Raw genomic sequence first — 23,431 nt, forward strand, 5'->3', positions numbered from 1 at the left:
CGGTTAAGCTACCTACTTCTGGTAAAACCCGCTCCCATGGTGTGACGGGCGGTGTGTACAAGACCCGGGAACGTATTCACCGCGACATGCTGATCCGCGATTACTAGCGATTCCAACTTCATGCAGTCGAGTTGCAGACTACAATCCGGACTACGATACACTTTCTGCGATTAGCTCCCCCTCGCGGGTTGGCGGCGCTCTGTATGTACCATTGTATGACGTGTGAAGCCCTACCCATAAGGGCCATGAGGACTTGACGTCATCCCCACCTTCCTCCGGTTTGTCACCGGCAGTCTCATTAGAGTGCCCTTTCGTAGCAACTAATGACAAGGGTTGCGCTCGTTGCGGGACTTAACCCAACATCTCACGACACGAGCTGACGACAGCCATGCAGCACCTGTGTACTGGTTCTCTTTCGAGCACTCCCCAATCTCTCGGGGATTCCAGCCATGTCAAGGGTAGGTAAGGTTTTTCGCGTTGCATCGAATTAATCCACATCATCCACCGCTTGTGCGGGTCCCCGTCAATTCCTTTGAGTTTTAATCTTGCGACCGTACTCCCCAGGCGGTCTACTTCACGCGTTAGCTGCGTTACCAAGTCAATTAAGACCCGACAACTAGTAGACATCGTTTAGGGCGTGGACTACCAGGGTATCTAATCCTGTTTGCTCCCCACGCTTTCGTGCATGAGCGTCAATCTTGACCCAGGGGGCTGCCTTCGCCATCGGTGTTCCTCCACATATCTACGCATTTCACTGCTACACGTGGAATTCTACCCCCCTCTGCCAGATTCTAGCCTTGCAGTCTCCAATGCAATTCCCAGGTTGAGCCCGGGGATTTCACATCAGACTTACAAAACCGCCTGCGCACGCTTTACGCCCAGTAATTCCGATTAACGCTTGCACCCTACGTATTACCGCGGCTGCTGGCACGTAGTTAGCCGGTGCTTATTCTTCAGGTACCGTCATTAGCAAGAGATATTAGCTCTCACCGTTTCTTCCCTGACAAAAGAGCTTTACAACCCGAAGGCCTTCTTCACTCACGCGGCATTGCTGGATCAGGCTTTCGCCCATTGTCCAAAATTCCCCACTGCTGCCTCCCGTAGGAGTCTGGACCGTGTCTCAGTTCCAGTGTGGCTGGTCGTCCTCTCAGACCAGCTACTGATCGATGCCTTGGTAGGCTTTTACCCTACCAACTAGCTAATCAGATATCGGCCGCTCCACGAGCATGAGGTCTTGCGATCCCCCACTTTCATCCGTAGATCGTATGCGGTATTAGCGTAACTTTCGCTACGTTATCCCCCACTCCAGGGTACGTTCCGATATATTACTCACCCGTTCGCCACTCGCCACCAGAGCAAGCTCCGTGCTGCCGTTCGACTTGCATGTGTAAGGCATGCCGCCAGCGTTCAATCTGAGCCAGGATCAAACTCTTCAGTTTAATCTCTGTTACTTTGCCGTTTTACCGGCACCGTCATTGCTGACGGGTCGCTCACTTCAAAAACAACTGACAGGCCACTTCTTGCGAAGCGTCCTATTTCATTTATTTCTTCGTGAACATTTGATATTTTAAGTTAGACGCCAATCCGAAGATTGACGCTGCACTTGCATCAAATGCCCACACTTATCGACTGTTAATTGTTAAAGAACTGTATTCGGCGCTACTTTCGCGCTATCGACAAAGCGTTGTGTTTGTCAGCTGCGAAGAAGGAAGAGTATGAAGCGTTTCGGCTCATTCGTCAACCTTCTTTTTTCACCCTGCTTTACTCGGCATTTGCATGCGTCGTTCAGCGAGGGGGCGAATTATAGCCCTGCGCCGCGCGGCCCGCAAGCGCTATTTTCCCGCGCTCACCGCCCAGCAAGCCTTGTCTTCACTTCAAGCGCCTTTTTGTGCAGCCTGTCGCAATCGGCTGGCGTAGTTCGTGGTCTTTAGGCACAGTGGCAATATCAGACTCTGACGCTACTCAACAAGGGGTTAAACTTGCACGCTGCGTCGATTAAACTCTAGTACTTGAAAGTGTCCCCTCATGCTTCCGATTTCCAGCCTGCCCCAATTGTTGAAAACCATCCTCGCTTGGTTACAACGGGCATTCGACGCGACGACGACTTGGGTCACCCAACTGTCTTGGTGGAAATTCTTCCTGTTCGCTGCGCTGGCTCTGATCGCCGGCTCCATTTTGCAAGATGAGCTGTTCTCGTCCAGCCCGGACGAAGAAGTGGTCATCAAGTCGCATAAACGCAGCAGCAAGGGTTCGGGGGAAACCAATATCCTGATCGACGATACGGGCATCCATTTCAATCCCCGCAGCGGCAAGAATCGCCGCAGCAGCGCGGCCGAGGCGGTCAGCGATCCAGCCGATGCCGCCGAGGCAGACGCAAAAGCCAGTGCCGTGCCGCCGGAACCGCCGCAACCACCAGCCGCCCCCGCCAAGCCCAACTATCCGGTGACCACCAATGCTTCAGGGGAAGAAGTCCATATCGAATTGCCGCCGCAAATCGGCGAAGAGCTGTCGAATGCCATCGAAGAAGCGGTCGATGATGCGGCGGAACAAAAAGTGTCGCGCTACCACCAGCAAGCCTCGACCTGGTTCAAGAGTTTTGTCTCCTTGCTGGTGTTGGCCCTGTTCGCCATGAAGGCCCTGGTCGGCGGCAAGAAGCGGGCCGAAGCGGAAACCGTGACCGCAAATGAGGCGGCCGAGCGCGAATCCATGCAGCGCCAGCTCAGCGAAGCGAAGATGCAGATGATGCAGGCGCAAGTCGAGCCGCACTTCCTGTTCAATACGCTTGCCTCCGTCGAACACCTGATCCAGGTCGATCCGCCGCGCGCGGCCAAGATGCAGCGCAGCCTGATCCAGTATCTGCGCGCCGTGCTGCCGCAAATGCGCGACAACGCCCTGATTACCAACCTGGGCCGTGAGGCGGACATGGTGCAAGCGTACTTGAATCTGCTGAAAATGCGGATGGAAGAACGCCTGACCGTCGACTTCCAGATTCCCGACGGCCTGCGCAGCGCCGCCTTCCCGCCCATGATGCTGCAATCGATGGTGGAAAATGCCATCAAGCACGGCCTGGAAGTCAAACCGGAAGGCGGCACCCTGCGCATCGTGGCCGAAGTGGCGCACAGCAAGCTGCGCGTGACCGTCACCGATGACGGCCTGGGCTTTGGCGTAGTGCCCAGCGATGGCACGGGACTGGGTTTGCCCACCATACGCGAACGCCTGAAGCTGCTGCATGGCGACGAGGGCAGCCTGACCATTACGCCAAATCAACCGTCCGGCGTGTGCGCCGTGATCGAAGTGCCATATCAATTGTCCAAGTAAGACAGAGTAGTTGATAAAAACGCTAAATCATTGAATAATCAATCTTCGCCTGTTCACACTTGAGACCTATGCCTACCGCTATTATTGCCGACGACGAAAGACTGATGCGCGACCAGCTACGCCTGCGCCTGGGCCAGGCATGGCCTGAACTGGAAATCATCGGCGAAGCCAAGAATGGCGACGAGGCGATCGAACTGGTGGAACAACTCAAACCCGATTTTGCCTTCCTCGATATCCGCATGCCGGGCAAGACGGGCATGGAGGCGGCGCAAGCAATAGGCAGCAAGACGCATATCGTCTTCGTCACTGCCTATGACAGTCACGCCGTCGAAGCCTTCGAGCGGGGCGCCGTCGACTACGTGCTCAAGCCGCCCGAGCATGAGCGTCTGCTGGTGACGGTGGAGCGCCTGAAAACGCACTTGAACAAGCCGGCCCTGGACGTCAACAGCAGCGTCACGGCCATGCTGTCGCAACTGGCGGAAAAAATCACGGCCAAGCCCACCTACCTGCAATGGATACAGGCCAGCATCGGCCAGGACTTGCGCATGATCCCCGTGGAAGAAATTTTATTTTTCCGTTCGGATGAGAAATACACTTGCGTGCAGACGGCCAAGTATGAGGCGCTGATCCGCAAGCCCGTGCGCGACCTGGCCGAAGAGCTCGACCCTTCGCTGTTCTGGCAAATCCACCGCGCCACCCTGGTCAACGTGAATGCCATCGAAGGCGTGACGCGCGACATCCGCGGCCGTCACCTGGTACTCATCAAAGGCAAGTCCGACAAGCTCGAAGTGAGCCGCAGCTTCCTGCACCTGTTCAAGCAAATGTAAGACTCCGCCGCCGCCCGGCCCAGGCCGGTGCGGCGCCTTGATCTCTTCCTTTCCCCTTCCTGCGCCACATCAAGCCGCGCCGCACCAGCAGGCATAGGCTAGATAAAGTCCAACTCTCCATCGCTGTCCTGTCTGCCTTCGTACACGTTCGCAAGGAGAAGCCCCATGCCCGACCGAGGCAGTCCTGCACTGCTGCGCATCTTGCCGCTGGGTATGGCGGCAGCGCTTTTGCTGTGCCTGTTTCCGCCACTGAAAGCCCGCCGGCAGCAGCAGGCGCGCGGACAAGCCATCATCGACAGCGCCAGCGACGCCATCATCAGCATCGACAGCCAGCAAATCATCCTGCATGCAAACGCGGCAGCGGCCAGATTGTTCGACGACACGCCGGCCGGCATGCGCGGCATGCGCCTGGGTCACTACATCCTGCGCGACTTGCGCACCCTCGGCGGCCTGGGCCAGCACGATGGCGAGCCGCCGTTTGGCGATATCAGCCAGGAACTGCGCCTGACGGGCCGGCGCGCCACCGATTACACCTTGACGGGACGGCGCAGCGATGGCGTCATGTTTCCCCTCGAAGGATCGCTCTCGGCCATGCAGGAAGACGGCCACAGCGTCTTTACCATCATCGTGCGCGACATTACGGCGCGTCAGCAGATGCATGAACAGCTGGCCCGCTCCTTTTCGCAATTGCGTGAATTGTCGAGCGCGCTGCAAACCATCCGCGAAGAAGAACGCAAGCATATCGCGCGCGAACTGCATGATGACCTGGGGCAATTGCTGGCCACCTTGCGCGTCGACCTGACCCTGGTGCGCCAGCACACGGACACCACCGCGCCCCTGCATGCCCTGCTGCAAAGCATGGACGGCTTGCTGGTGACGGCCATTACCTCGCTGCGGCGCATCGCCAGCAACCTGCGCCCGCGCGCGCTCGATGAAGGGGGATTGTATTTTGCGCTGCAAAAACTGCGCCACGACTTCCTGCTGCGCCGCGCCATCCATTTCGACTTGCTGGCCGACGAGGCTGACCTCGTGCTCGACGACGCGCGCAGCACGGCCATCTACCGCATCGTGCAGGAAGCACTGACGAATATCGCGCGCCATGCCGAAGCGAACCACATCACCATCGCCCTGCACCGCATCGATTCCTCGCTGGCCATCACCATCCAGGATGACGGCCGCGGCATTGCCGAACACGACCTGGAAAAAGCCACGGCACTAGGGCTGCTGGGCATGCGCGAGCGGGTCTGGGGCTTGAACGGCAGCATCCATATCGGCGCCGATAGCGAGCTTGGCGGCACACGCATCGACATCTCGCTGCCCATGAATGCCGAGGCGGCATCCGCAGCGATGCAATAAAAAAAGGCGCCCACAGGCGCCTTTGCTTCGTCACATCGAATGATGATTAGAATTTGTGTGCCAGACCGATCTGGTACGAAGTCAGCGACTTGACGCGCTCGCGGCCAGCGTAAGCGTACACGTCGGTGCGCTTCGACAGGTGGTAGTCGTAACCGACGCCGAATTCCTTGATGGTGTCCTGATCCTTGAACTTGTTGTTGCTTTGCTCTTGCTTGCCATACGACACTTTGGCATCGCCGCCGCCCACCGTGTAGTTCAGGCCGATCAAGTAGGACTTGAATTCGCCAGTCGTCGCAACCTTGGTGTCGCCTTTCGAGTAGGCGGCCGTGATCTTGGCCGGGCCGAATTTATAGCCGCCGCCGATGGACCACAGGTCAGGCTTGGCCGCCGTTGCCGTTGCTTGCACGGCTTTTTCGTAGCCGGCGTGCAGGCTGATCGGGCCATTGTCGTAGGTTGCCAAGCCGATCACACCCGCGTCAGCGCTGTTGACTTCGCTCAGCACGTATTGCAGGCTGCCCACGAAACCTTCAAAGCTTGGGCTGTTGTAGGTGACGGCGTTGTTGACGCGCGACGAGCCGACGCCCGAACGCAGCAGGGTTTCATTGTTCTTGCCGACCACGCCGTAGGTGTTGAATGGGTCGACGCGGGCGATGGTGCCATCGACCAGATTCTTGGTGCGGCCCAGGATGGCGGTACCGAAAGCGCCTTTCAAGCCCACGTACGCTTGACGGTCGAACAACACGCCTTTTTGCGCGCCGGTGTCGGCCAGGAATTCACTTTCCAGGTTGAAAATTGCGGACAGGCCGCCACCCAGATCTTCCGTACCCTTGAAACCGAGGCGCGACGCATTGTTTTCGCGTTGTACCGTCGGCTGGCCAGTGGTCTTGGCAATACCGAGGTCAACCAGGCCGTACACGGTGACGTTCGATTGTGCTTGTGCCGTAGCTGCTGCGAAGGTGCCGATGATCAATGCTGCCAGAGTAATTTTTTTCACTTGAGATTCTCTACATTAGGTTGGACAAGAATGGTGCTGCTTAGCTGCTGAACCGAATCATGCCCACGAAATACTTCAACAATATGACATCGACAAGATGTTGTTTTTTGGAACAACATCTTGTCAGATAAAAACAACAGGCGAAAAAAAACCGCCCGGAGGCGGTTCATGCGGCGGCAAGGCCTATTTACCGTAGGTCGAATTAGCGGGGCAAGGCCACGCGTAATCCGACTAGCACCTTCGGCAACGCCTGTCGGATTACGCCCTACGGGCTAATCTGACCTACCGATACCATATAGACAGATCAGCCTTACTTCAGACGGCAGCTCAACAGCCAGTAGTATTCCAGGCGCTTCATGCGGATTTCGCGGGCCGAGTGGGCAAACTTCTTGCGCAGGTGGCTATCCGATGGGAAATTCTTCAGCACTTCATAGCGCTCGCCCGCCTCCGTCGTGCGGAACTGGTGCGTATTGCCTTCCAGGTCGGTGCGCGCGATCACGGTGCTGCTGCCATCGACATACGAGTTGTCGATCAGCACCAGCAGGATGTCCTTGCCCAGCTTCGTGCGCAATTGCTTCAGATATTTGTCCTGGTCTTCGCGCTTGACGTGCGACCACCAGAAGCCCGCGAACACGGCCGTGAACTTGCCCAGCATGTCGTCGGGCAAGTTGAAGGCATCGAGCTTGGCGAAGGTGACGTTGTCGGGCAAGCCGCGTGCCTGGGCCAGCGCCAGCATTTCATCGTTGATATCGGTGGCCAGTACGGACTCGGCCGACTCGGCGACCACTTCCGTCCAGTAGCCGGTGCCGCAAGCCAGTTCCAGCACGGTGTGGCCTTCCAGCACGTCGGCGACCTTGTCGCGCAACACTTCCAGGTCTTCCTGGCGTTCGGGCTTGTCATAGACGCGCTCGTACTGCTGCGCGATGGTGGCGTAATATTTGGCAAGCTGATCGGTAATCATTGTTTCTTCTCTTCTTAAATAATCTTGGCCAGGCACCTCGCCCGGCCGACTTCATGCATTGTTATAGTTCGTAGTGCTCTTTATCACCGCTCATCGCCTGCTCGATGAGCTTGCGGTTCAAGGTCGGCGTCAGCAACTCGATAAAGGTATAAATATAGCTGCGCAAATACGCGCCCTGCTTGACGGCCACGCGCGACACATTCATGCCGAACAGGTGCCCGACAGGGATGGCGCGCAAGCCTTTGTCGCGCTCGGCATCGAAGGCCATACCCGCTATGATACCAATCCCCATGCCCAACTCGACATAAGTCTTGATCACGTCGGCGTCGATGGCTTCCAGCAAGATGTCCGGCTTCAGGCCGCGCAGCACGAAAGCATGGTCGATCTTGTTGCGTCCGGCGAACGCGCTGTCATAGGTAATCAGGGGGAAGGCGGCGATTTCTTCCAGGGTCACGGACTTCGATTTGAGCAGCGGATGGTCGACGGGCACCACCACCACGTGTTCCCATTGATAGCATGGCAAGGTGATCAGGCCATCGATGGCGGCGATCGATTCCGTGGCGATGGCGAGATCCGCCTGGTCGCGCTGCACCATCTCGGCGATCTGGCGCGGATTTCCTTGCAGTAAAGACAATCGCACCTTGGGGAACTTCAGCATGAAGGCTTGCACCACCTTGGGCAAGGTGTAGCGCGCCTGTGTATGCGTGGTGGCAATGGTAAAGCTGCCGCTGTCCTGCGCCGCGAATTCCTTGCCGATGCGCTTCATGCTGTCGATTTCCTGCATAATCAGCTCGACGGACTCCAGCACTAGGCGGCCCGGCTCCGTCAAGCCGCGGATGCGCTTGCCGTGGCGCGTAAAAATATCCACGCCCAGCTCTTCCTCCAGCTCGATGATGGCTTTCGATACGCCCGGTTGCGACGTGAACAATGCCTTGGCGGCGTCCGTCAGGTTGTAGTTCTGCCGGACCGCTTCGCGCACGAAGCGCAGTTGATGGAGATTCATTGCTGGTTTGCCCTAGATTGCCGTGATTTGCCGAGTTTCCGCCCCACCCATGATTTTGCATGCATGCATATACGCATATCGCATATAAGCAAATGCGTACTTAGTAGTTTGGAATAAACACTAAGTTTATTACTATTGCGAGTACTTTGGGGGTGCAAGCATGACTTTGTCTTATATAGTCTCAGGATTTGCCGTAGGATTACTCGTAGGAATGACCGGCGTGGGCGGCGGTTCGCTGATGACGCCGCTGTTAACCCTGCTGTTTGGCGTACCGCCTTCCGTGGCGGTGGGTACCGACCTGGCCTTCGCCTCGATCACCAAGAGCGCCGGCACCCTGACGCACCGCCTGCGCGGCACCATCCGCTGGGATATCGTCAAGCGCCTGTGCATCGGTGCCCTGCCCGCCGCCGTCATCGCGACCCTGGCGCTCAAATCGTTCGGCACCCTGTCGCCGCAAATCGGCCAGATCATCCGTTACTCGATCGCCGGCTCCGTGCTGCTGACCGTCGTGGCACTGATCTTCAAGGGCCGCATGCTGGCCTGGATCAACGCCCACCCCGAGAAACAATTACAAGGCAACAAGCTTGCCGCCGCGACCATCATTGCCGGCGCCGTGCTGGGCGTGCTGGTGACGGTCTCGTCGATCGGCGCCGGCGCCATCGGCGCGACCTTGCTGGTGATGCTGTATCCACGCATGAGCTCGGCCGAAGTGGCGGGCACCGACATCGCCTACGCCGTGCCCCTGACGGCCATCGCCGCGCTGGGCCACTGGTGGCTCGGCTCCATCCACTGGGAATTGCTGGCTTCCTTGCTGGTCGGCTCCCTGCCCGGCATCACGCTCGGCTCCTGGGTCGCGCGATCCGTGCCGGAACAGTTTTTACGAGTGCTGCTGGCGATGACCTTGACCGGCGTGGCAGTGAAGCTAATCTATTAATGACCGAACAAGTGACAAGAGCAGTATCAAGAACATCATCCCAGGCAGTCTTCCAGCACCCCGGCTTTTTTAGGAATTGATATGTACCATTACGATCAGTACGACCACCTCATCATCAAAGAACGCATCGCCCAGTACCGAGACCAGGTTGCGCGCCGTATCGCCAATGAACTGACGGAAGAGGAATTCATTCCGCTGCGCCTGCAAAACGGCCTGTACATGCAACGCCACGCCTACATGCTGCGCATCGCCGTGCCGTACGGCTTGCTGTCGTCCAAGCAGATGCGCATGTTCGCGCACATCGCGCGCAAGTATGACCGCGGCTATGGCCACTTCACGACGCGCCAGAACATCCAGTTCAACTGGATTGAGCTGGAACAGACGCCCGATATCCTGACGGACCTCGCTTCCGTGGAAATGCACGCGATCCAGACGTCCGGCAACTGTATCCGTAATACAACATCGGACCCGTTTGCGGGCGTCGCCGCCGATGAAATCATCGATCCGCGCCCGTACGCGGAAGTATTACGCCAGTGGAGCACCTTCCACCCCGAGTTCATCGCCCTACCCCGCAAATTCAAGGTCGCCATCAATGGCGCCGAGGAAGACCGCGCCGCCATCGCCGTGCACGACATCGGCTTGACGGCCGTGCGCAACGAGGCCGGCGAAGTGGGCTTCAAGGTGATGGCCGGCGGCGGCATGGGCCGCACGCCGATCCTGGGCAGCGTTGTGCGCGACTTCCTGCCGTGGCAGCACTTGCTGACGTACATCCAGGCCATCATGCGCGTGTACAACCTGCACGGCCGCCGCGACAACAAATACAAGGCGCGCATCAAGATTTTGCTGAAAGCCATCGGCGTGGAAGAATTCACGCGCCAGGTGGAAGCGGAATGGGTCGATTTGAAGGATGGTCCGGAAACCTTGACGGCCGAGGAAATGCAGCGCGTGGCGGACTTCTTCGATCCGCCCGCCTACCTTGCCCTGCCAGAACTCGACTACCAGGCCGAACACGCGGACAACAAGGCGTATGTAAATTGGCTAGCGCGCAACGTCAAGCCGCACCAGCGTCCTGGCTACGTGGCCGTGGTACTGTCCCTGAAGAAAACGGGCGTGCCGCCCGGCGACGCGACGGCCGAGCAGATCGACTTCGTGGCCGATCTGGCCGACCGCTACAGCTTTGGCGAACTGCGCGTGACGCATGAACAAAACCTGGTGCTGGCCGACGTGGAACAGTCGAAACTGTTCGCACTGTGGCAGGAAGCCAAGGCGCACGGCCTGGCCACGCCGAACATCGGTCTGCTGACCGACATGATCTGCTGCCCGGGCGGCGATTTCTGCTCACTGGCGAACGCCAAGTCGCTGCCGATCGCGGCCGCCATCGCGGAACGCTTCGACAGCATCGACTTCCAGCACGACATCGGCGAGATCGAACTGAATATTTCCGGCTGCATCAATGCCTGCGGCCACCATCACGTGGGCAGCATCGGCATCCTCGGCGTCGACAAGGATGGCAGCGAATGGTATCAAGTGTCGATCGGCGGCGCGCAAGGCAACAACGCGGCCATCGGCAAGATTATCGGACCATCGTTCTCTTCCCTGCAGATGCCTGAAGTCATCGGCCGCCTGCTGCACGTCTACGTGCGCGACCGCCATGAAGGCGAGCGCTTCGTCGATACGGCCCAGCGCCTGGGCCTGGCGCCGTTCAAGGAACACGTATATGCAACGCCGATCACGGTCGGCAACCTGGTGGGAGAAGACGAATATGTTTGAAGTACGCGAAGAAATCATCAAGAACGCCGCCGTGGTGCCGAATACCTGGGGCTTGCTGCGCCTCGATGAGACCGACACGCCGGAAACGGTGGTCGTGCCTACCGGCAAGGTCATCGTCCCCCTGCCCGTGTGGCAAGCCCAGCGCGAGACCCTGACGGCGCGCCTGCCCGACATCGGCGTGTGGCTGGCCAGCGACGAACGGCCGGAAGACCTGGCGGCCGACGTGGCGCAACTGCCCGTCATCGGCGTGGACTTTCCGAAATTCACGGATGGCCGCGGCTATTCCATCGCGTTCAATTTGCGCGCCCGCCTGGGTTTCCAGGGTGAATTGCGCGCCATCGGCGACGTGCTGCGCGACCAGCTGTTTTCCATGCACCGCGTCGGCTTCGATGCCTATGCGACGCGTCCGGACCGCAGCATCCATGACGCCCTGAAAGGTCTGTCCGTCTTTTCGGAAACCTACCAGGCGTCGTGGGACCAGAAATCGCCGCTGTTCCGCCGCCACCACCGCGAAGGCCAGAATCCTGACCTCGACAACGCGGCCGGCATCTGAGGACCCATCATGAGCGATCTGACTTCTTTGATTCACGCCACCGAGCAAACGCTGACACGCATCGCCGCGGACTTTTCGCCGGCCGTGTTCGCGTCCAGCCTGGCAGCCGAAGACATGGTGCTGACCGACATGATTCTCAAGGCAAAGCTGCCGATCGGCATCTTTTCCCTGGAAACGGGCCGGCTGCACCAGGAAACCCTGGCCGTGCTCGACAAGGTGAAAACCCGCTACGACCACGACATCACCCTGTACCGCCCGCAGCCGGAGCTTGTCGCTTCCTACGTGGAACAGAACGGCCTCAACGCCTTCTACAACAGCGTCGAGATGCGCCGCGAATGCTGCCGCATCCGCAAGGTCGAGCCGCTGGGCCGCGCCCTGGCCGGCAACAAGGCTTGGATCACGGGCCAACGCCGCGCCCAGTCCACCACGCGCGCCGAATTGCACGTGCAGGAAGACGACGCGGCGCATGCGATGACGAAATTCAATCCGCTGGCCGACTGGTCCGAGCAGGATGTGTGGGACTATATCCGCGCGAACGACGTGCCGTACAACGCGCTGCACGACCAGGGCTACCCGTCCATCGGCTGCGAACCATGCACGCGTGCCGTGCAGCCGGGCGAAGATGTGCGCGCCGGGCGTTGGTGGTGGGAAAACCCGGATTCCAAGGAATGCGGCCTGCACATGGTGGACGGCAAACTGATACGCATCAAATCCGTGGCAGCCTGAACAGACACACAGAACAAGAAAGCATCCTATATGAGCAATATTTTGAACCAGCGTCACCTCGACAGCCTTGAATCGGAAGCCATCCACATCATGCGCGAAGTGGCGGCCGAATCGGCCAATCCCGCCCTGCTGTTTTCCGGTGGCAAGGATTCCGTCGTCCTGCTGCGTTTGGCGGAGAAAGCCTTCCGCCCAGGCAAGTTCCCGTTTCCCCTCGTGCATATCGACACGGGCCATAACTTCCCGGAAGTCATCACTTTCCGCGACAAGAAAGTGGCCGAGCTGGGCGAGCGCCTGATCGTCGGCTCCGTCGAAGACTCGATCAAGCGCGGCACCGTGCGCCTGCGCAACCCGGCCACGGATTCGCGCAATGCGGCCCAAGCCGTGACCTTGCTGGAAACCATCGCCGAACATGGCTTTGACGCCTGCATTGGCGGCGCGCGCCGCGATGAAGAGAAGGCCCGCGCCAAGGAACGCATTTTTTCCTTCCGCGACGAATTCGGCGCCTGGGACCCGAAAGCCCAGCGTCCCGAGCTGTGGGACTTGTATAACACGCGCGTGCATCCCGGTGAAAACATGCGTGTCTTCCCCATCTCGAACTGGACGGAGCTGGACGTGTGGCAATACATCGCCCGCGAGAAACTGGAATTGCCGCCGATCTACTTCGCGCATGAGCGCCAGGTAATCCCGCGCAACGGCCTGCTGGTGCCGCTGACGGATCTGACACCGCCGCGCGACGGCGAAACGGTGGAAACGCAAGTCGTGCGCTTCCGCACGGTGGGCGATATCTCGTGCACCTGCCCCGTGTCGTCCGACGCGGCGACGGTGGACGCCATCATCGCCGAGACGGCAATCACGCAAATCACGGAACGTGGCGCCACCCGCATGGATGACCAGACTTCCGAAGCCTCGATGGAAAAACGCAAGAAAGCAGGGTATTTCTAATGAACGCAGCAATCTCCAGCACCACTCTCACCGACAGCGTTGAACGCGGCATGTTGCGTTTTATTACAGCCGGTTCCGTCGATGACGGCAAGAGCACCCTGATCGGCCGTTTGCTGTTCGACAGCAAGGGCATCTTCGCCGACCAGCTCGACGCCATGTCGCGCTCCAAGCACAAGCGCACGGTGGGCGACACGGTCGACCTGTCCTTGCTGACGGACGGCCTGGAAGCGGAACGCGAGCAAGGCATCACCATCGATGTGGCCTACCGCTACTTTGCCACGCCGAAGCGCAAGTTCATCATCGCCGACACGCCGGGCCATGAACAGTACACGCGCAACATGGTCACGGGAGCGTCCACGGCCGACGCCGTCATCATCCTGATCGACGTGTCGAAAGTCAAACTCGGTGACGACGGCAGCGTGGAACTGCTGATCCAGACCAAACGTCATTCGACGATTGCCCATTTGCTGCAGATCGAGCACGTGGTCGTGGCCGTCAACAAGATGGACCTGGTCGATTATGATGAAACGGTGTACAACCGCATCGTCGCCGCCTACCGCGAATTTGCCCAGTCGCTGGGCCTGAAGGACATCACGCCGATTCCATTGTCCGCCTTGACGGGCGACAATGTCGTCGAGCGCGGCGACAAGCTGGGCTGGTACACGGGCCCGACCCTGATCGAGCTGCTTGAGTCCTTGTCCGTCTACGACGAATCGCACGACACGCCATTCCGCTTCCCCGTGCAGCTGGTGGCGCGCCACAACGGCCACGAAGCGAACGACTTCCGCGGCTACATGGGCCGCATCGAGGCGGGCAAGGTCAGCATCGGCGACACCCTGGTGGTGCAGCCATCGGGCCAGACGGCAACCGTCAAGGATATCGTCACCCTCGACGGTTCGCTGCCGACGGCCGTGGTGGGCCAGTCCGTGACCCTGCTGCTCAATGAATATCTGGACATTTCGCGCGGCGACTTGCTGGCCAGCAGCGAGCGCCCCGCCACTTTGCTGAAACAGGTAGTGGCCGACGTGTGCTGGCTGTCGGAAGACGCGCTGGACCTGCGCCGCAAGTACTGGATCAAGCACGGCACCAAGCAGACGGCGGCCAAGGTGACGGCGATCGAGTCGATTCTCGACATCAATACGCAGCAGCGCCATCCTGCCGAAGGCTTGAAGCTCAACGACATCGCCCGCATCAGCCTGAACGTGCAGCAGGCGCTGGCGGCCGATGCGTATGCCGATATCCGCGCCACGGGGGCATTCATCCTGATCGATGAAGTCACCCACCAGACCGTGGCCGCGGGCATGGTTCGGCTGTAACCCGTATCTCGACTGAAGAAGGCTAGCATGAACAACTCCGCATCTCTCCCCGGCAAGGTCTACCTGATCGGCGCAGGCCCCGGCGCGCAAGACCTGATGACCTTGCGCGGCGCCCGCCTGCTGGCGCAGGCCGACGTCGTGCTGCACGACGCACTGGTCACCGAAGAGATGCTGGAGCTGTGCCCGCAGGCGCAAAAAATCCTGGTCGGCAAGCGCTGCGGCCAGTTGTCGACGGCACAAGCCTTTATTAACAAGCAACTGGTCGACAACGCGCGCAAGCACGCCATCGTGGTGCGCCTGAAAGGGGGCGATCCCATGCTATTCGGCCGTGCCGACGAGGAATTGCGGGCGCTGGAAGAAGCGGGCATCGCCGTCGAAGTGGTGCCCGGCATTACCACGGCGCTGGCGGCGGCGGCCGCAACACAGCAGCCGCTGACCAAGCGGGGCGTGTCGCGCAGCGTGGCCTTTTTCACATCCAGCACGGCGCCGGGCGAACCGGACCAGACGCGCATTCCCGACTGCGACACCCTGGTGCAATACATGGGTGGCCGCGAAGCCATTGCCACGGCGCAGCGCTTGCTGGCCCAGGGCCGCCGTGCCGACACCCCCGTGGTGGTGATAGAAAACTGCAGCCGCCCGGACCAGCGCATCGTGCGCCTGACGCTGAGCGCCCTGGCGCACGGCTTGGGCGACACCCACGGCCCCGTGCTGGTGATGCTGGGCGACGCCATGGCCGCGCGCACGCACCAGGCCATCGAAGAAACGGCCGCCATTCTGGCGCGCCATGCTTGAATAAACACAGCGTATTTTACCGACTTTAAAGTCAGTAACCGACGTCTTCCGGGGAAACATGATACGATGCTCACGCATCTTTTCTCGAGAAGTTGTTGCGTGATAGCAATAAATTCACGCTTCGCCCCGCCATAGCGCTTGCCGTGCGGTATCCCGGCTGACCCTCCCCGAAAAAAGCTGCGCCCGCAGGCTGCAATACCGCGCCGCGCAACTTTAGCCTTACGACCACACATGAATTTCACCTCCATGCGCGAAGCCCTGACTTCGCTCAGCCGCAGCAATGTCGGCGTCGCCAGCGCCGTGCTGCTCAGCATGCTCGCCTCCATCGCCCTGTGGACGGTCTTCCCGAATATCGACGACGAAAACCATTTGCTGGAATGGCTGCAGGCGCTGTTCCTGGCCCTGGCTTGCACCGTGCACGGCGTGCGCGCCTGGCAAGAGACTGACCGCCAGTCCCTGCGCTTCCTCATGCATGCGGGCCTGTGCGCGCTGCTGTTCGGCTTCCTGCTGCGCGAACTCGATATCGATCAGTTCGGCACGGCGCCCGCCTGGGCGCAGCTGGAAAAAGCCCTGCGTCTGGTGGAGTTGCTGATCCTGATACGCTTGCTGATCTTCTTCGCGCCGCGCGCGCGCAAGGTGTTTGCCCATGCGCCGCAGATTTTCAGCATGCGCATCACCATCCTGACGGCCATCGGCGGCTTGCTGATGGTCGCTGGCTGGCCTTTCGACAAGAAGGTCTTTCATGGCATGCCGGACGCCTACGCGCTGCTCGGTGAGGAAGTGCTCGAATTGGGCGCCTATTTGCTGCTGTTCCTCGCTTCGCTGTCCGACAGCACGGCCGCCGCCCGCATCAGCCTGGCGCCGAAGAAGAAAGCGGCTTAAGCAACTTCAAACGATGACGGCAGCGGCAGCAGCCGCTGCAAGGTAGCGGCCACGCGCAGCAGGCGCGGGTCGTCGTCCCCGGCCTCGTCGCAGGTATCGTTGATGCAGAAAAACGGCAAGCTGCCGAAACGCGCCGCCAGTTCCTCAAGCTGCTGCGGCGCCTGCGCATCGCCGCTGGCGATATGCAGCGGGTCGAGCATGCGCGAGCGCGCAATCCCCTGATGCACCATCCAGCGCGGCACCAGGTCGGGCAGCAATGCCGGCACCTGCCACGAACGGAACACCGTCTCGCGCACAGCGGCAAACATGGCCGGCGCCAGCCCTTCCAGCGCATGCAGCGCGCTTTTCAACATGGGCCGCGGCGCATGCGCATACAGGCGCGGTTCATGCAGGTAAGCGGGGTACTGCGACGACAGCCATTGCCGCGACAAGGTCGCGCAATTGACGGGCGCAGCCACGTCGGCGCGCAAGCCCGGCACATCATCGTGCAGCGCGCTCTCCGTGAAAACACTCAAACGCCGGTCCCCTTCTCCGCCAAACCAGAATGCAGGCTCGAACGGCGCGCCGAAAAATACGTCGTCGTTCAGATACAGGAAGCGTTCGGACAATCCCGGAATATGGTGCAGGTACGATTCGATATGACCGGAGTCGAACACCGGCAGGGAGGCATCGGGCATCAGGCTCGCATGGTCGATCACCGTCAGGCGCTTTGATGCGCGCAGCCAGCGGGGCACTTGCCGGTCCGTCAGCAGATAGATGTGGCCATGGCCGGGAAAGAAGCGCTCGAGCGCGCGCAGGTTGTAGCGCAGTTCGCCGTTGTCGCGGTAGCGCCCCGCCACGTTGCCGTGCAGGGCCAGCTGGCCGGGATGCGCCTGCGCCCAAACGGCATAGGCGTGCCGCCGGCGCGCGCGCCAGGCGGGATCGGCGCCGTCTACCCACAGGTAGACGATGTCGATGCCGCTCAAGGCAAAGGGCTGGAACCTGGCGCCGCCACGCAGTAATCGGCGATGGCGGCGAGCACGCTGGCGTTCTCGCCCACCGCCTCAACCACCTTCAGACGCAGTGCCGGATGCTGCTGGCGCAGTTCTTCCAGCAGCAACGGCAAGTCGCGCAGCACATGCCCGCCCTGCCCCAGGAACACGGGTACCACGGTGACGTCGAGGATGGCGCCGGCGGGCAGCTCGGCCAGCAGGCTCGCCACCAGCTCGGGCAGGCGTGGCGTCATCAGTTCCAGGAAGGCCAGGTGCACGCTGGCGCCGGGCATGCGCGCCTGGGTCAGGTCGCGCAGCCGCTCGAAGGGGGCGGCCCACGATGCGGCGCGCGCGCCATGGGCAAACAAGATCAATGCCTGTTTCACGTTCGTCTCCATCAGTGCCGCTCCACCCACCACAGGGCGCCCAGCGCCAGCAGCAGATACAGGGCGCTCGGCGCCACCGCCGTCAGGAAGGCGGGCCAGGTGCTGAGCAAGCCAAGATGCGAGAACAGGGTGTTGACCAGCATGAAGCTCACGCCGATCATGATGCCGATGAAGATCTTCAGGCTGATGCCGCCGCTGCGCGTATGCATGTAGGCGAACGGCAGCGCCAGCGCCATCAGCACGAAGATGGCCAGCGGATCGATCAGTTTTTTCCAGAAAGCGATGCGGAAACGCTCGGTTTCCTGCTTGTTCTCGGCCAGGTGGCGCGTGTACACGGCCAGTTCGCTGGCCGACATGCGCTCGGGGTCGGACGCCGACACCGTCAGGATCTTCGGCGTCACCTCCGACGTCATGTCCTTGCTGGCGCTCTGCACCGTGCGCACCAGGCTCGTTTCCTGCCCATAGTAGTTCGCCAGCTTTGGCTCGAAGCCAGGCGAGGTGGCCGCGCTGTTCGAGAACGAGGTTTCCGTCACATCGGTCAGACGCCAGATATTATTGCCCTGATACGTCGCGCCTTTGGCCACGGTCAGGGTGCGCAAACGCATATCGGTGTCGAATTCATACAGCTTGACGTTTTTCAGCTGGCCGTCCGCACGCGCTTCGCCCACATTGAAAAAGCGCGAGCCGGTGACGGTACCCGTCAGGCCGTCGCTCTTGACCATGTCCTTGGTCCACAGGCCCGAGCGAAACTCGCTCGACACGGCCGCGCCGCGCGAGGTCAGCTTGAGGCGTTCGGCCAGCGGCTCCGTGCGCGGCGTGATCACCTCGCCGAAGATGAAGGTGATGACGACGAAGACGATACCGATGCGGAACAGGAAACCGGCGGCCATCGCCGTCGACATGCTCGATGCGCGCATGATGGTAAATTCGGAACTGGCGGCAAACTGCGCCATCGTGTAGATGGTGCCGATCAGCGCCGCGATCGGCATCACCTCGTACACGTGCCCCGGCACCAGCACCAGCACATACAGGAAGGCATACTGGATGGTGTAGCCGTTGCGGCCCACCTTGGGCAACTCGCCCGTCAGGTCGATGAAGGCTTGCAAAGCCAGAAAGGCCAGCAGCACGAACAGCACCGCCTGGAATATCGAGACCGCAAAATAGCGCTGTAAAATCTTCATTTCGATACCGCCTTACTTGGTTTGCCGGCGCGGCGCGCGCGCTTGAACGCCGCCAGCAGGACCAGCGGATGATAGCGGTGGTTCACATTCAGGCGCCACGCAAACAGCGCCACCACGGCCAGCGCCGCCAGCAGGTGCAGCGGCCACCAGGCCAGACCGAAGGTCAGGCGCCCCTGTTTCACGCTCGCTTCGACGACCTTGATCAGATTGCTGTAGGTGAAGAAAATCAGCAGGGCGATGATCAGATTGGCCGAACTGCCGGCACGCGGATTGACAAAGCCCAGCGGAATGGCCAGCAGGATCAGCATCAGGCCGATCAACGGCGCACTGACCCGCCACAGCAACTCGGCCATGGTGTAGGGATTCGGATCGGCGACCAGGGCCATGGTGCTCATGGCGCGCACGCCCAGTTCCGCGCCCAGTTCCTGCTGCTTGCTCTCGATGCGCATGATGTACTGCTCGAATTCCATGGTCTGGAAGTCCGCCTGTGTCGGCACGCCCTGGTAGCGGCGGCCGCTCTTGAGCACCAGGAAGCGTTCGCCCTTGGCGTCGGTATTGATCACGCCTTCCTTCGCGACGACGACGACGGCGCTGCCTTTTTCATCGACGGTATTGACGAAGACGTTCTGCACCACGTTCTTTTCGCCGCTGGCGCCCTCGACGAAAAAGATGCGGTTGCTGCCGGCCGATTCGCGGAACTGGCCCGGCGTGACTTTCTGCAGGTCTTCGCGCTTTTCAAAGCGCGCCACATATTCATCGCTTTTCTTTTGCGCCCACGGCGTGGCGTACAAACTCAGGACGCCGGTGGCCAGCACCAGCGGCAGGCCGAAGCTGAGCACGGGCCAGATCCAGCGCGACAGGCTCAGGCCCGAGGCGAACCACACCACCATCTCCGACTCCTTGTAGCTGCGCGTGACGACCATCAGCACCGAAATGAATCCGGTGAGGATGATGATGGTGGGCAGCTGCATCAGGGCGGAAAAGACCATCAGGGACATGACGTCGGCCGACGCGATCTTGCCGCCCGCCGCCTTGCCGAGAATACCGATCAGCATCCAGGTGAGCAGGATGCTGAACAAAACAGTGAAGGTGGCCCCGGCGGCACTAGCCAATTCACGTCGAAGGGCGCGTTGAAAGATCATTCGGAGTTTATAATTCGGGTCAGTTAGTTGAGTAACACGTTACTAGTAAATGAAAACGGAGAACCAAATGGACTTTAGCATAAAAGCATTCGATACCAAGAGCACCCTCGGCACGGCCAAAAGCGGATGCATCGCGGTTGCGGTATTCGAAAACAAAAAACTGTCGCCAGCGGCAAAATCGCTGGACAGCAAGGGTGCGATTTCGGCTGCGCTGAAGTCCGGCGACATCAGCGGCAAGCCTGGCAGCACCTTGCTGCTGCGCGCAGTCGATGGCGTCGCCGCCGAACGTGTTCTGCTGGTAGGCATGGGCAGCGATGACACTGTCAGCGAAAAAAGCTTCGCAACCGGCGTACAAGCCGCGCTGAAGGCCTTCGGCTCGCTGGGCGCTGCGGACGCCATTATCGCATTACCGCTGGCTGAAGTGAAAGAGCGCGACGTAAATTGGGCAATCCGTTGCGTGGTGCAAGCAGCACATGACAGCGAATACCGCTGCGACTCGCAAAAAAGCAAAAAAGATCCGGCGCCGGCAGGCGTGCGCAAACTCGTCCTGGCAGCGCCAGCAACGGCAGGCACGCGCGGCGCGCTGGCGCAAGCCATCGCCATTGCCAACGGTTCCGACCTGACGCGCAAGCTGGGCGACCTGCCGGCGAACATCGCCAATCCGACCTACCTGGCCAGCACGGCCAAGCAGCTGGCCAAGGATTACAAGTTCGAAGTCGAAGTACTGGACCGCAAACAGCTCGAAGCGCTGAAAATGGGTAGCTTCCTGTCCGTCACCAACGGCAGCGAGCAGCCGCCGAAATTCATCGTCCTGAAACACATGGGCGGCAAGGCCAAGGATGCGCCGGTGGTCCTGGTCGGCAAGGGCATCACCTTCGACACGGGCGGCATTTCGATCAAGGCCGGTCCCGGCATGGATGAAATGAAGTACGACATGTGCGGCGCCGCCTCGGTGCTGGGCACCTTCCGCGCCATCGGCGAAATGAACCTGAAGCTGAACGTCATCGGCGTCATCGCCGCATGCGAAAACATGCCGTCGGGCCGCGCCACCAAGCCGGGCGACATCGTCACCTCCATGAACGGCCTGACCATCGAAGTGCTGAACACGGACGCCGAAGGCCGTCTGGTGCTGTGCGACGCGCTGACCTACGCCGAACGCTTCAAGCCGGCAGCCGTGGTCGATATCGCCACCCTGACGGGCGCTTGCGTCGTCGCCCTGGGCCACCACAACAGCGGCCTGTTTACGCGCAGCGATGCGGCGCATGACCAGCTGGCCAATGAACTGCTGGCAGCGGGCAAGCAATCGAGCGACACGGCATGGCGCATGCCGATCGAAGAGGCGTACAACGAACAGCTGAAGTCGAACTTCGCCGACCTGGCCAACATCGGCACGCCAGGCGGCGGCTCGGTAACGGCAGCTGCCTTCCTGGAAAACTTCACCAAGAAGTACACCTGGGCGCATCTGGACATCGCCGGCACGGCATGGAAATCGGGCGGATCGAAGGGCGCGACCGGCCGTCCAGTACCAATGCTCACCACGTTCCTGATCAACCGGGTATAACGCCAGACCAAACCTACTGCGCGGGGCTATTGGCGGCCGGCGATGCTCGCTGTACATAAAGTACAGCTGCGCTTCTCGGCCACCACTAGCTCCCGCTCGCTACGGTTTTGTCAGGCGTCGTTACGCAAGAAGACAGCCGCCACGGTCACTGACCCTGGCGGTTTTTTCATGCGTGGCGTATTAATCAGTAGACGACGGGATTGGGCAACGGCGACGGTGCCACCTTGGGCTGCACCACCGTTTCCGGCACGGCAGCCGGCGGAGGCTTCACGGCGACGGGTGCTGGCGGCGGCGCCAGGCGGGCCGGGTCTTGCATGACGATGGTCAGGATCGATGGGTAGTCGAAGCCGGCGCCCGTGTTGCGGTCGACGAAATAGCCGACGCCCAGGGTCAGGATGACATTGCCCCATACGCTGCCATTGAGCTTGGGATCGATGTGGTCGTCCGTCGCGATGGCGGGCGAACCGTGCTTGCGGCAATCGACTTTCAACGGTTCCTGGCTCTTGCGGATGGTGATGCGTCCCGGCGTGGTGACGAACCACTTGCCCACGTCGTTGCTGAGGATGCAGCCGGCGCCCGTCAGTTCGCGGTTGTCCTGGATGGTTTGCACCAGTACCATCTGGTCCGTGTTGCCCGTCAGGGTGGCGCAGCCGCCCAGGCCAAACAGCAGCAGCGTCCTGGCGGCAAAGGCGGCAAGGGCGGCAGACGATGGCACGCGCATGGGAAGCTCGCTTAACGGACGGGGATCGGCTGGTCGCCAGGCACGGCGACGGCGGTGACGCTGTTTTTCGGGCTGCCCTCGATCAGGCGGTCGGAATACACGAGGTAGACCAGCGCATTGCGCTTGCTGTCGACCATGCGCACGACGCGCACGTGCTTGAAGAAGATCGAGGCGCGCTCGGTGAACACTTCTTCCTGGCGCGGCAGCTTGCCCTTGAATTGCAGCGGCCCCACCTGGCGGCAAGCCACGGCCGCATCGGCCTTGTCTTCGGCCAGGCCGACGGCGCCCTTGATGCCGCCCGTCTTGGCGCGCGACAGATAGCAGCTGACGCCGGCGACGCGCGGATCATCATACGCTTCAACGACAATTTTATGGTCAGGGCCGATCAGTTTGAACACCGTATCGACCGAACCGATGGTTTCGGCATGCGCCGCGGCGCAGGCAAAGCCCAGCACCAAAGCGGCAGGCAGCAATTTACGCATGAAAAGTATCCCGGGCACGCACGCAGGCGGCCATCAGTTGATGGGAGCGAAACGCTGGACCATGACGCCTTCGACTTCGATCAGTTGAAAAAAAACGTCTTTCGGACGGGTCCAGATGGAACCGTCGGCGGCGCGATAGACGATCATCGGCGTCAGATCCGCTTCCAGCGTGGCTTCGCACACGAGTTCGTAAATGCCGCCCTTATAGTGCCGATAACGCATCGCCGTCCCCTCAAGCCGTTGAATCTTCGCTCTTGTCGTCGGCCAGCGCCTTCTGCTTCTGCTTCAGGCCCTGGATCACTTTCAGTATGCCTTCCATGCCGGCCGCGCCATCGGCGCCGCTGAAGGCGTCGAGCACCTCATTAAGCACCTTGTTGCGTACGGTCGCTTCATCGGAGGACATTTCCAGCGCGCGCTGGGCTTTCGCCGCCTTTTCGGCCGCGCTCACGCGCGGCTTGGTCGCCGTCTTGCCATGCGTCAGAGCCGCCTGCCAGATAACCCAGCGGCGCTGGGTCTCGAAAATCAGGTACTCATCCGGTTTGTCTTCTCTTCGCCGCACAATGTGGCCGTCACGCTGCGCCCACGCTTCAAATGCAGTTCGCATTTTCTTCCT

Annotated in this window: 23 protein-coding genes and 1 rRNA gene; 12 read left to right on the forward strand and 12 right to left on the reverse strand. The window is 60.6% G+C overall.

Features of this window, described 5'->3' with window-relative positions; translation table 11 throughout:
• Positions 1-1,439 (reverse strand): 16S ribosomal RNA (locus AC1RBA_RS14655); the annotation flags it as partial.
• A gap of 586 nt (positions 1,440-2,025) precedes the next feature.
• Here AC1RBA_RS14655 and AC1RBA_RS14660 point away from each other — a divergent pair.
• From AC1RBA_RS14660 to AC1RBA_RS14670, 3 genes are all read left to right on the forward strand, one after another.
• Positions 2,026-3,318 (forward strand): sensor histidine kinase, encoded by a 1,293-nt coding sequence (locus tag AC1RBA_RS14660; RefSeq protein ID WP_070290529.1) that lies wholly within the window; start codon positions 2,026-2,028, stop codon positions 3,316-3,318.
• A gap of 68 nt (positions 3,319-3,386) precedes the next feature.
• A complete protein-coding gene (locus AC1RBA_RS14665) occupies positions 3,387-4,145 on the forward strand; it encodes a LytR/AlgR family response regulator transcription factor (protein WP_070290528.1) in 759 nt (252 codons plus the stop codon).
• Positions 4,146-4,310: 165 nt separating this feature from the next.
• Positions 4,311-5,501, forward strand: coding sequence for a PAS domain-containing sensor histidine kinase (locus AC1RBA_RS14670; RefSeq protein WP_409026935.1), 1,191 nt, complete (start codon positions 4,311-4,313; stop codon positions 5,499-5,501).
• Between the two features lie 46 nt (positions 5,502-5,547).
• On the opposite strand, the gene AC1RBA_RS14675 is transcribed toward AC1RBA_RS14670, so the two are convergent.
• The 3 genes from AC1RBA_RS14675 to AC1RBA_RS14685 all read right to left on the reverse strand — a co-directional run bounded on the left by AC1RBA_RS14675 (position 5,548) and on the right by AC1RBA_RS14685 (position 8,459).
• Positions 5,548-6,495: a porin gene (locus AC1RBA_RS14675; RefSeq protein ID WP_046682561.1), complete on the reverse strand. Its 948-nt coding sequence runs from the start codon at positions 6,493-6,495 to the stop codon at positions 5,548-5,550.
• Positions 6,496-6,805: 310 nt separating this feature from the next.
• Entirely contained in the window at positions 6,806-7,456 is a 651-nt protein-coding gene (locus tag AC1RBA_RS14680) for a class I SAM-dependent methyltransferase (RefSeq protein WP_070219464.1), read from the reverse strand.
• A 61-nt stretch (positions 7,457-7,517) separates the two neighbouring features.
• Positions 7,518-8,459, reverse strand: coding sequence for a CysB family HTH-type transcriptional regulator (locus AC1RBA_RS14685; protein ID WP_034751505.1), 942 nt, complete (start codon positions 8,457-8,459; stop codon positions 7,518-7,520).
• 160 nt (positions 8,460-8,619) lie between these two features.
• On the opposite strand from AC1RBA_RS14685, the gene AC1RBA_RS14690 reads away from it, so the two are divergent.
• From AC1RBA_RS14690 to AC1RBA_RS14725, 8 genes are all read left to right on the forward strand, one after another.
• On the forward strand, positions 8,620-9,393 hold the full coding sequence (locus tag AC1RBA_RS14690; protein WP_070219465.1) for a sulfite exporter TauE/SafE family protein: 774 nt from the start codon (positions 8,620-8,622) through the stop codon (positions 9,391-9,393).
• 81 nt (positions 9,394-9,474) lie between these two features.
• The gene (locus tag AC1RBA_RS14695; protein WP_492418815.1) at positions 9,475-11,163 is read left to right on the forward strand and encodes a nitrite/sulfite reductase; all 1,689 of its coding nucleotides are present in this window, start codon (positions 9,475-9,477) and stop codon (positions 11,161-11,163) included.
• Positions 11,156-11,716: a DUF934 domain-containing protein gene (locus AC1RBA_RS14700; RefSeq protein WP_492418817.1), complete on the forward strand. Its 561-nt coding sequence runs from the start codon at positions 11,156-11,158 to the stop codon at positions 11,714-11,716. Before AC1RBA_RS14695 ends, AC1RBA_RS14700 begins: the two co-directional genes overlap by 8 nt.
• 9 nt (positions 11,717-11,725) lie before the next feature.
• Entirely contained in the window at positions 11,726-12,442 is a 717-nt protein-coding gene (locus tag AC1RBA_RS14705; RefSeq protein ID WP_230504056.1) for a phosphoadenylyl-sulfate reductase, read from the forward strand.
• A gap of 30 nt (positions 12,443-12,472) precedes the next feature.
• A complete protein-coding gene (gene cysD, locus AC1RBA_RS14710; RefSeq protein ID WP_230504054.1) occupies positions 12,473-13,384 on the forward strand; it encodes a sulfate adenylyltransferase subunit CysD in 912 nt (303 codons plus the stop codon).
• Complete coding sequence (locus AC1RBA_RS14715) at positions 13,384-14,700, forward strand: sulfate adenylyltransferase subunit 1 (protein WP_121668790.1); 1,317 nt, start codon at positions 13,384-13,386, stop codon at positions 14,698-14,700. The genes cysD and AC1RBA_RS14715 overlap by 1 nt, the downstream gene beginning before the upstream one ends.
• Before the next feature lie 27 nt (positions 14,701-14,727).
• The gene (gene cobA / locus AC1RBA_RS14720) at positions 14,728-15,492 is read left to right on the forward strand and encodes a uroporphyrinogen-III C-methyltransferase (RefSeq protein WP_070290522.1); all 765 of its coding nucleotides are present in this window, start codon (positions 14,728-14,730) and stop codon (positions 15,490-15,492) included.
• Positions 15,493-15,723: 231 nt separating this feature from the next.
• Positions 15,724-16,374 (forward strand): hypothetical protein, encoded by a 651-nt coding sequence (locus AC1RBA_RS14725; RefSeq protein ID WP_139143061.1) that lies wholly within the window; start codon positions 15,724-15,726, stop codon positions 16,372-16,374.
• Here the strand turns inward: AC1RBA_RS14725 and AC1RBA_RS14730 are convergent.
• From AC1RBA_RS14730 to lptF, 4 genes are read right to left on the reverse strand one after another with little or no spacing between them, the layout of a single operon-like run.
• Entirely contained in the window at positions 16,371-17,339 is a 969-nt protein-coding gene (locus AC1RBA_RS14730; protein ID WP_492418820.1) for a stealth family protein, read from the reverse strand. The genes AC1RBA_RS14725 and AC1RBA_RS14730 overlap by 4 nt on opposite strands.
• Positions 17,336-17,743 carry a sirohydrochlorin chelatase gene (locus AC1RBA_RS14735; protein WP_070219474.1) on the reverse strand — a complete coding sequence of 136 codons (408 nt, stop codon included), beginning with the start codon at positions 17,741-17,743 and terminating at the stop codon, positions 17,336-17,338. Before AC1RBA_RS14735 ends, AC1RBA_RS14730 begins: the two co-directional genes overlap by 4 nt.
• On the reverse strand, positions 17,743-18,912 hold the full coding sequence (lptG, locus tag AC1RBA_RS14740) for an LPS export ABC transporter permease LptG (protein ID WP_070219475.1): 1,170 nt from the start codon (positions 18,910-18,912) through the stop codon (positions 17,743-17,745). Before lptG ends, AC1RBA_RS14735 begins: the two co-directional genes overlap by 1 nt.
• Positions 18,909-20,054, reverse strand: coding sequence for an LPS export ABC transporter permease LptF (lptF, locus tag AC1RBA_RS14745; RefSeq protein WP_070219476.1), 1,146 nt, complete (start codon positions 20,052-20,054; stop codon positions 18,909-18,911). Before lptF ends, lptG begins: the two co-directional genes overlap by 4 nt.
• A 67-nt stretch (positions 20,055-20,121) precedes the next feature.
• Here lptF and AC1RBA_RS14750 point away from each other — a divergent pair, with 67 nt between their 5' ends.
• Positions 20,122-21,615 (forward strand): leucyl aminopeptidase, encoded by a 1,494-nt coding sequence (locus AC1RBA_RS14750; protein ID WP_492418823.1) that lies wholly within the window; start codon positions 20,122-20,124, stop codon positions 21,613-21,615.
• A gap of 184 nt (positions 21,616-21,799) precedes the next feature.
• Here AC1RBA_RS14750 and AC1RBA_RS14755 read toward each other — a convergent pair whose 3' ends face one another.
• The 4 genes from AC1RBA_RS14755 to AC1RBA_RS14770 are packed head-to-tail and all read right to left on the reverse strand — an operon-like array spanning position 21,800 to position 23,422.
• Positions 21,800-22,336: a hypothetical protein gene (locus AC1RBA_RS14755; RefSeq protein WP_070290518.1), complete on the reverse strand. Its 537-nt coding sequence runs from the start codon at positions 22,334-22,336 to the stop codon at positions 21,800-21,802.
• A gap of 11 nt (positions 22,337-22,347) precedes the next feature.
• Positions 22,348-22,818, reverse strand: a complete 471-nt coding sequence (locus AC1RBA_RS14760) for a CreA family protein (protein ID WP_070219479.1) — start codon at positions 22,816-22,818, stop codon at positions 22,348-22,350.
• A 33-nt stretch (positions 22,819-22,851) separates the two neighbouring features.
• Complete coding sequence (locus AC1RBA_RS14765) at positions 22,852-23,040, reverse strand: DUF1653 domain-containing protein (protein WP_034782199.1); 189 nt, start codon at positions 23,038-23,040, stop codon at positions 22,852-22,854.
• Positions 23,041-23,050: 10 nt separating this feature from the next.
• Positions 23,051-23,422, reverse strand: coding sequence for a phiTE_015 family protein (locus AC1RBA_RS14770; RefSeq protein ID WP_070219480.1), 372 nt, complete (start codon positions 23,420-23,422; stop codon positions 23,051-23,053).
• Between the last annotated feature and the right edge of the window lie 9 nt (positions 23,423-23,431).

It is taken from the genome of Janthinobacterium sp. GW823-FHT03B06, from assembly GCF_058796955.1.

Excerpts from the sequence above, each read along its gene's own strand:
- AC1RBA_RS14755 (WP_070290518.1), bottom strand. The coding sequence starts at position 22,336 with ATGCGCGTGCCATCGTCTGCCGCCCTTGCCGCCTTTGCCGCCAGGACG.
- AC1RBA_RS14685 (WP_034751505.1), bottom strand. The coding sequence starts at position 8,459 with ATGAATCTCCATCAACTGCGCTTCGTGCGCGAAGCGGTCCGGCAGAAC.
- AC1RBA_RS14705 (WP_230504056.1), top strand. The coding sequence starts at position 11,726 with ATGAGCGATCTGACTTCTTTGATTCACGCCACCGAGCAAACGCTGACA.
- AC1RBA_RS14725 (WP_139143061.1), top strand. The coding sequence starts at position 15,724 with ATGAATTTCACCTCCATGCGCGAAGCCCTGACTTCGCTCAGCCGCAGC.
- lptG (WP_070219475.1), bottom strand. The coding sequence starts at position 18,912 with ATGAAGATTTTACAGCGCTATTTTGCGGTCTCGATATTCCAGGCGGTG.
- AC1RBA_RS14690 (WP_070219465.1), top strand. The coding sequence starts at position 8,620 with ATGACTTTGTCTTATATAGTCTCAGGATTTGCCGTAGGATTACTCGTA.
- cobA (WP_070290522.1), top strand. The coding sequence starts at position 14,728 with ATGAACAACTCCGCATCTCTCCCCGGCAAGGTCTACCTGATCGGCGCA.
- AC1RBA_RS14760 (WP_070219479.1), bottom strand. The coding sequence starts at position 22,818 with ATGCGTAAATTGCTGCCTGCCGCTTTGGTGCTGGGCTTTGCCTGCGCC.
- AC1RBA_RS14715 (WP_121668790.1), top strand. The coding sequence starts at position 13,384 with ATGAACGCAGCAATCTCCAGCACCACTCTCACCGACAGCGTTGAACGC.
- AC1RBA_RS14665 (WP_070290528.1), top strand. The coding sequence starts at position 3,387 with ATGCCTACCGCTATTATTGCCGACGACGAAAGACTGATGCGCGACCAG.
- cysD (WP_230504054.1), top strand. The coding sequence starts at position 12,473 with ATGAGCAATATTTTGAACCAGCGTCACCTCGACAGCCTTGAATCGGAA.
- AC1RBA_RS14670 (WP_409026935.1), top strand. The coding sequence starts at position 4,311 with ATGCCCGACCGAGGCAGTCCTGCACTGCTGCGCATCTTGCCGCTGGGT.
- AC1RBA_RS14770 (WP_070219480.1), bottom strand. The coding sequence starts at position 23,422 with ATGCGAACTGCATTTGAAGCGTGGGCGCAGCGTGACGGCCACATTGTG.
- AC1RBA_RS14680 (WP_070219464.1), bottom strand. The coding sequence starts at position 7,456 with ATGATTACCGATCAGCTTGCCAAATATTACGCCACCATCGCGCAGCAG.
- lptF (WP_070219476.1), bottom strand. The coding sequence starts at position 20,054 with ATGATCTTTCAACGCGCCCTTCGACGTGAATTGGCTAGTGCCGCCGGG.
- AC1RBA_RS14750 (WP_492418823.1), top strand. The coding sequence starts at position 20,122 with ATGGACTTTAGCATAAAAGCATTCGATACCAAGAGCACCCTCGGCACG.
- AC1RBA_RS14660 (WP_070290529.1), top strand. The coding sequence starts at position 2,026 with ATGCTTCCGATTTCCAGCCTGCCCCAATTGTTGAAAACCATCCTCGCT.
- AC1RBA_RS14765 (WP_034782199.1), bottom strand. The coding sequence starts at position 23,040 with ATGCGTTATCGGCACTATAAGGGCGGCATTTACGAACTCGTGTGCGAA.
- AC1RBA_RS14695 (WP_492418815.1), top strand. The coding sequence starts at position 9,475 with ATGTACCATTACGATCAGTACGACCACCTCATCATCAAAGAACGCATC.
- AC1RBA_RS14735 (WP_070219474.1), bottom strand. The coding sequence starts at position 17,743 with ATGGAGACGAACGTGAAACAGGCATTGATCTTGTTTGCCCATGGCGCG.
- AC1RBA_RS14700 (WP_492418817.1), top strand. The coding sequence starts at position 11,156 with ATGTTTGAAGTACGCGAAGAAATCATCAAGAACGCCGCCGTGGTGCCG.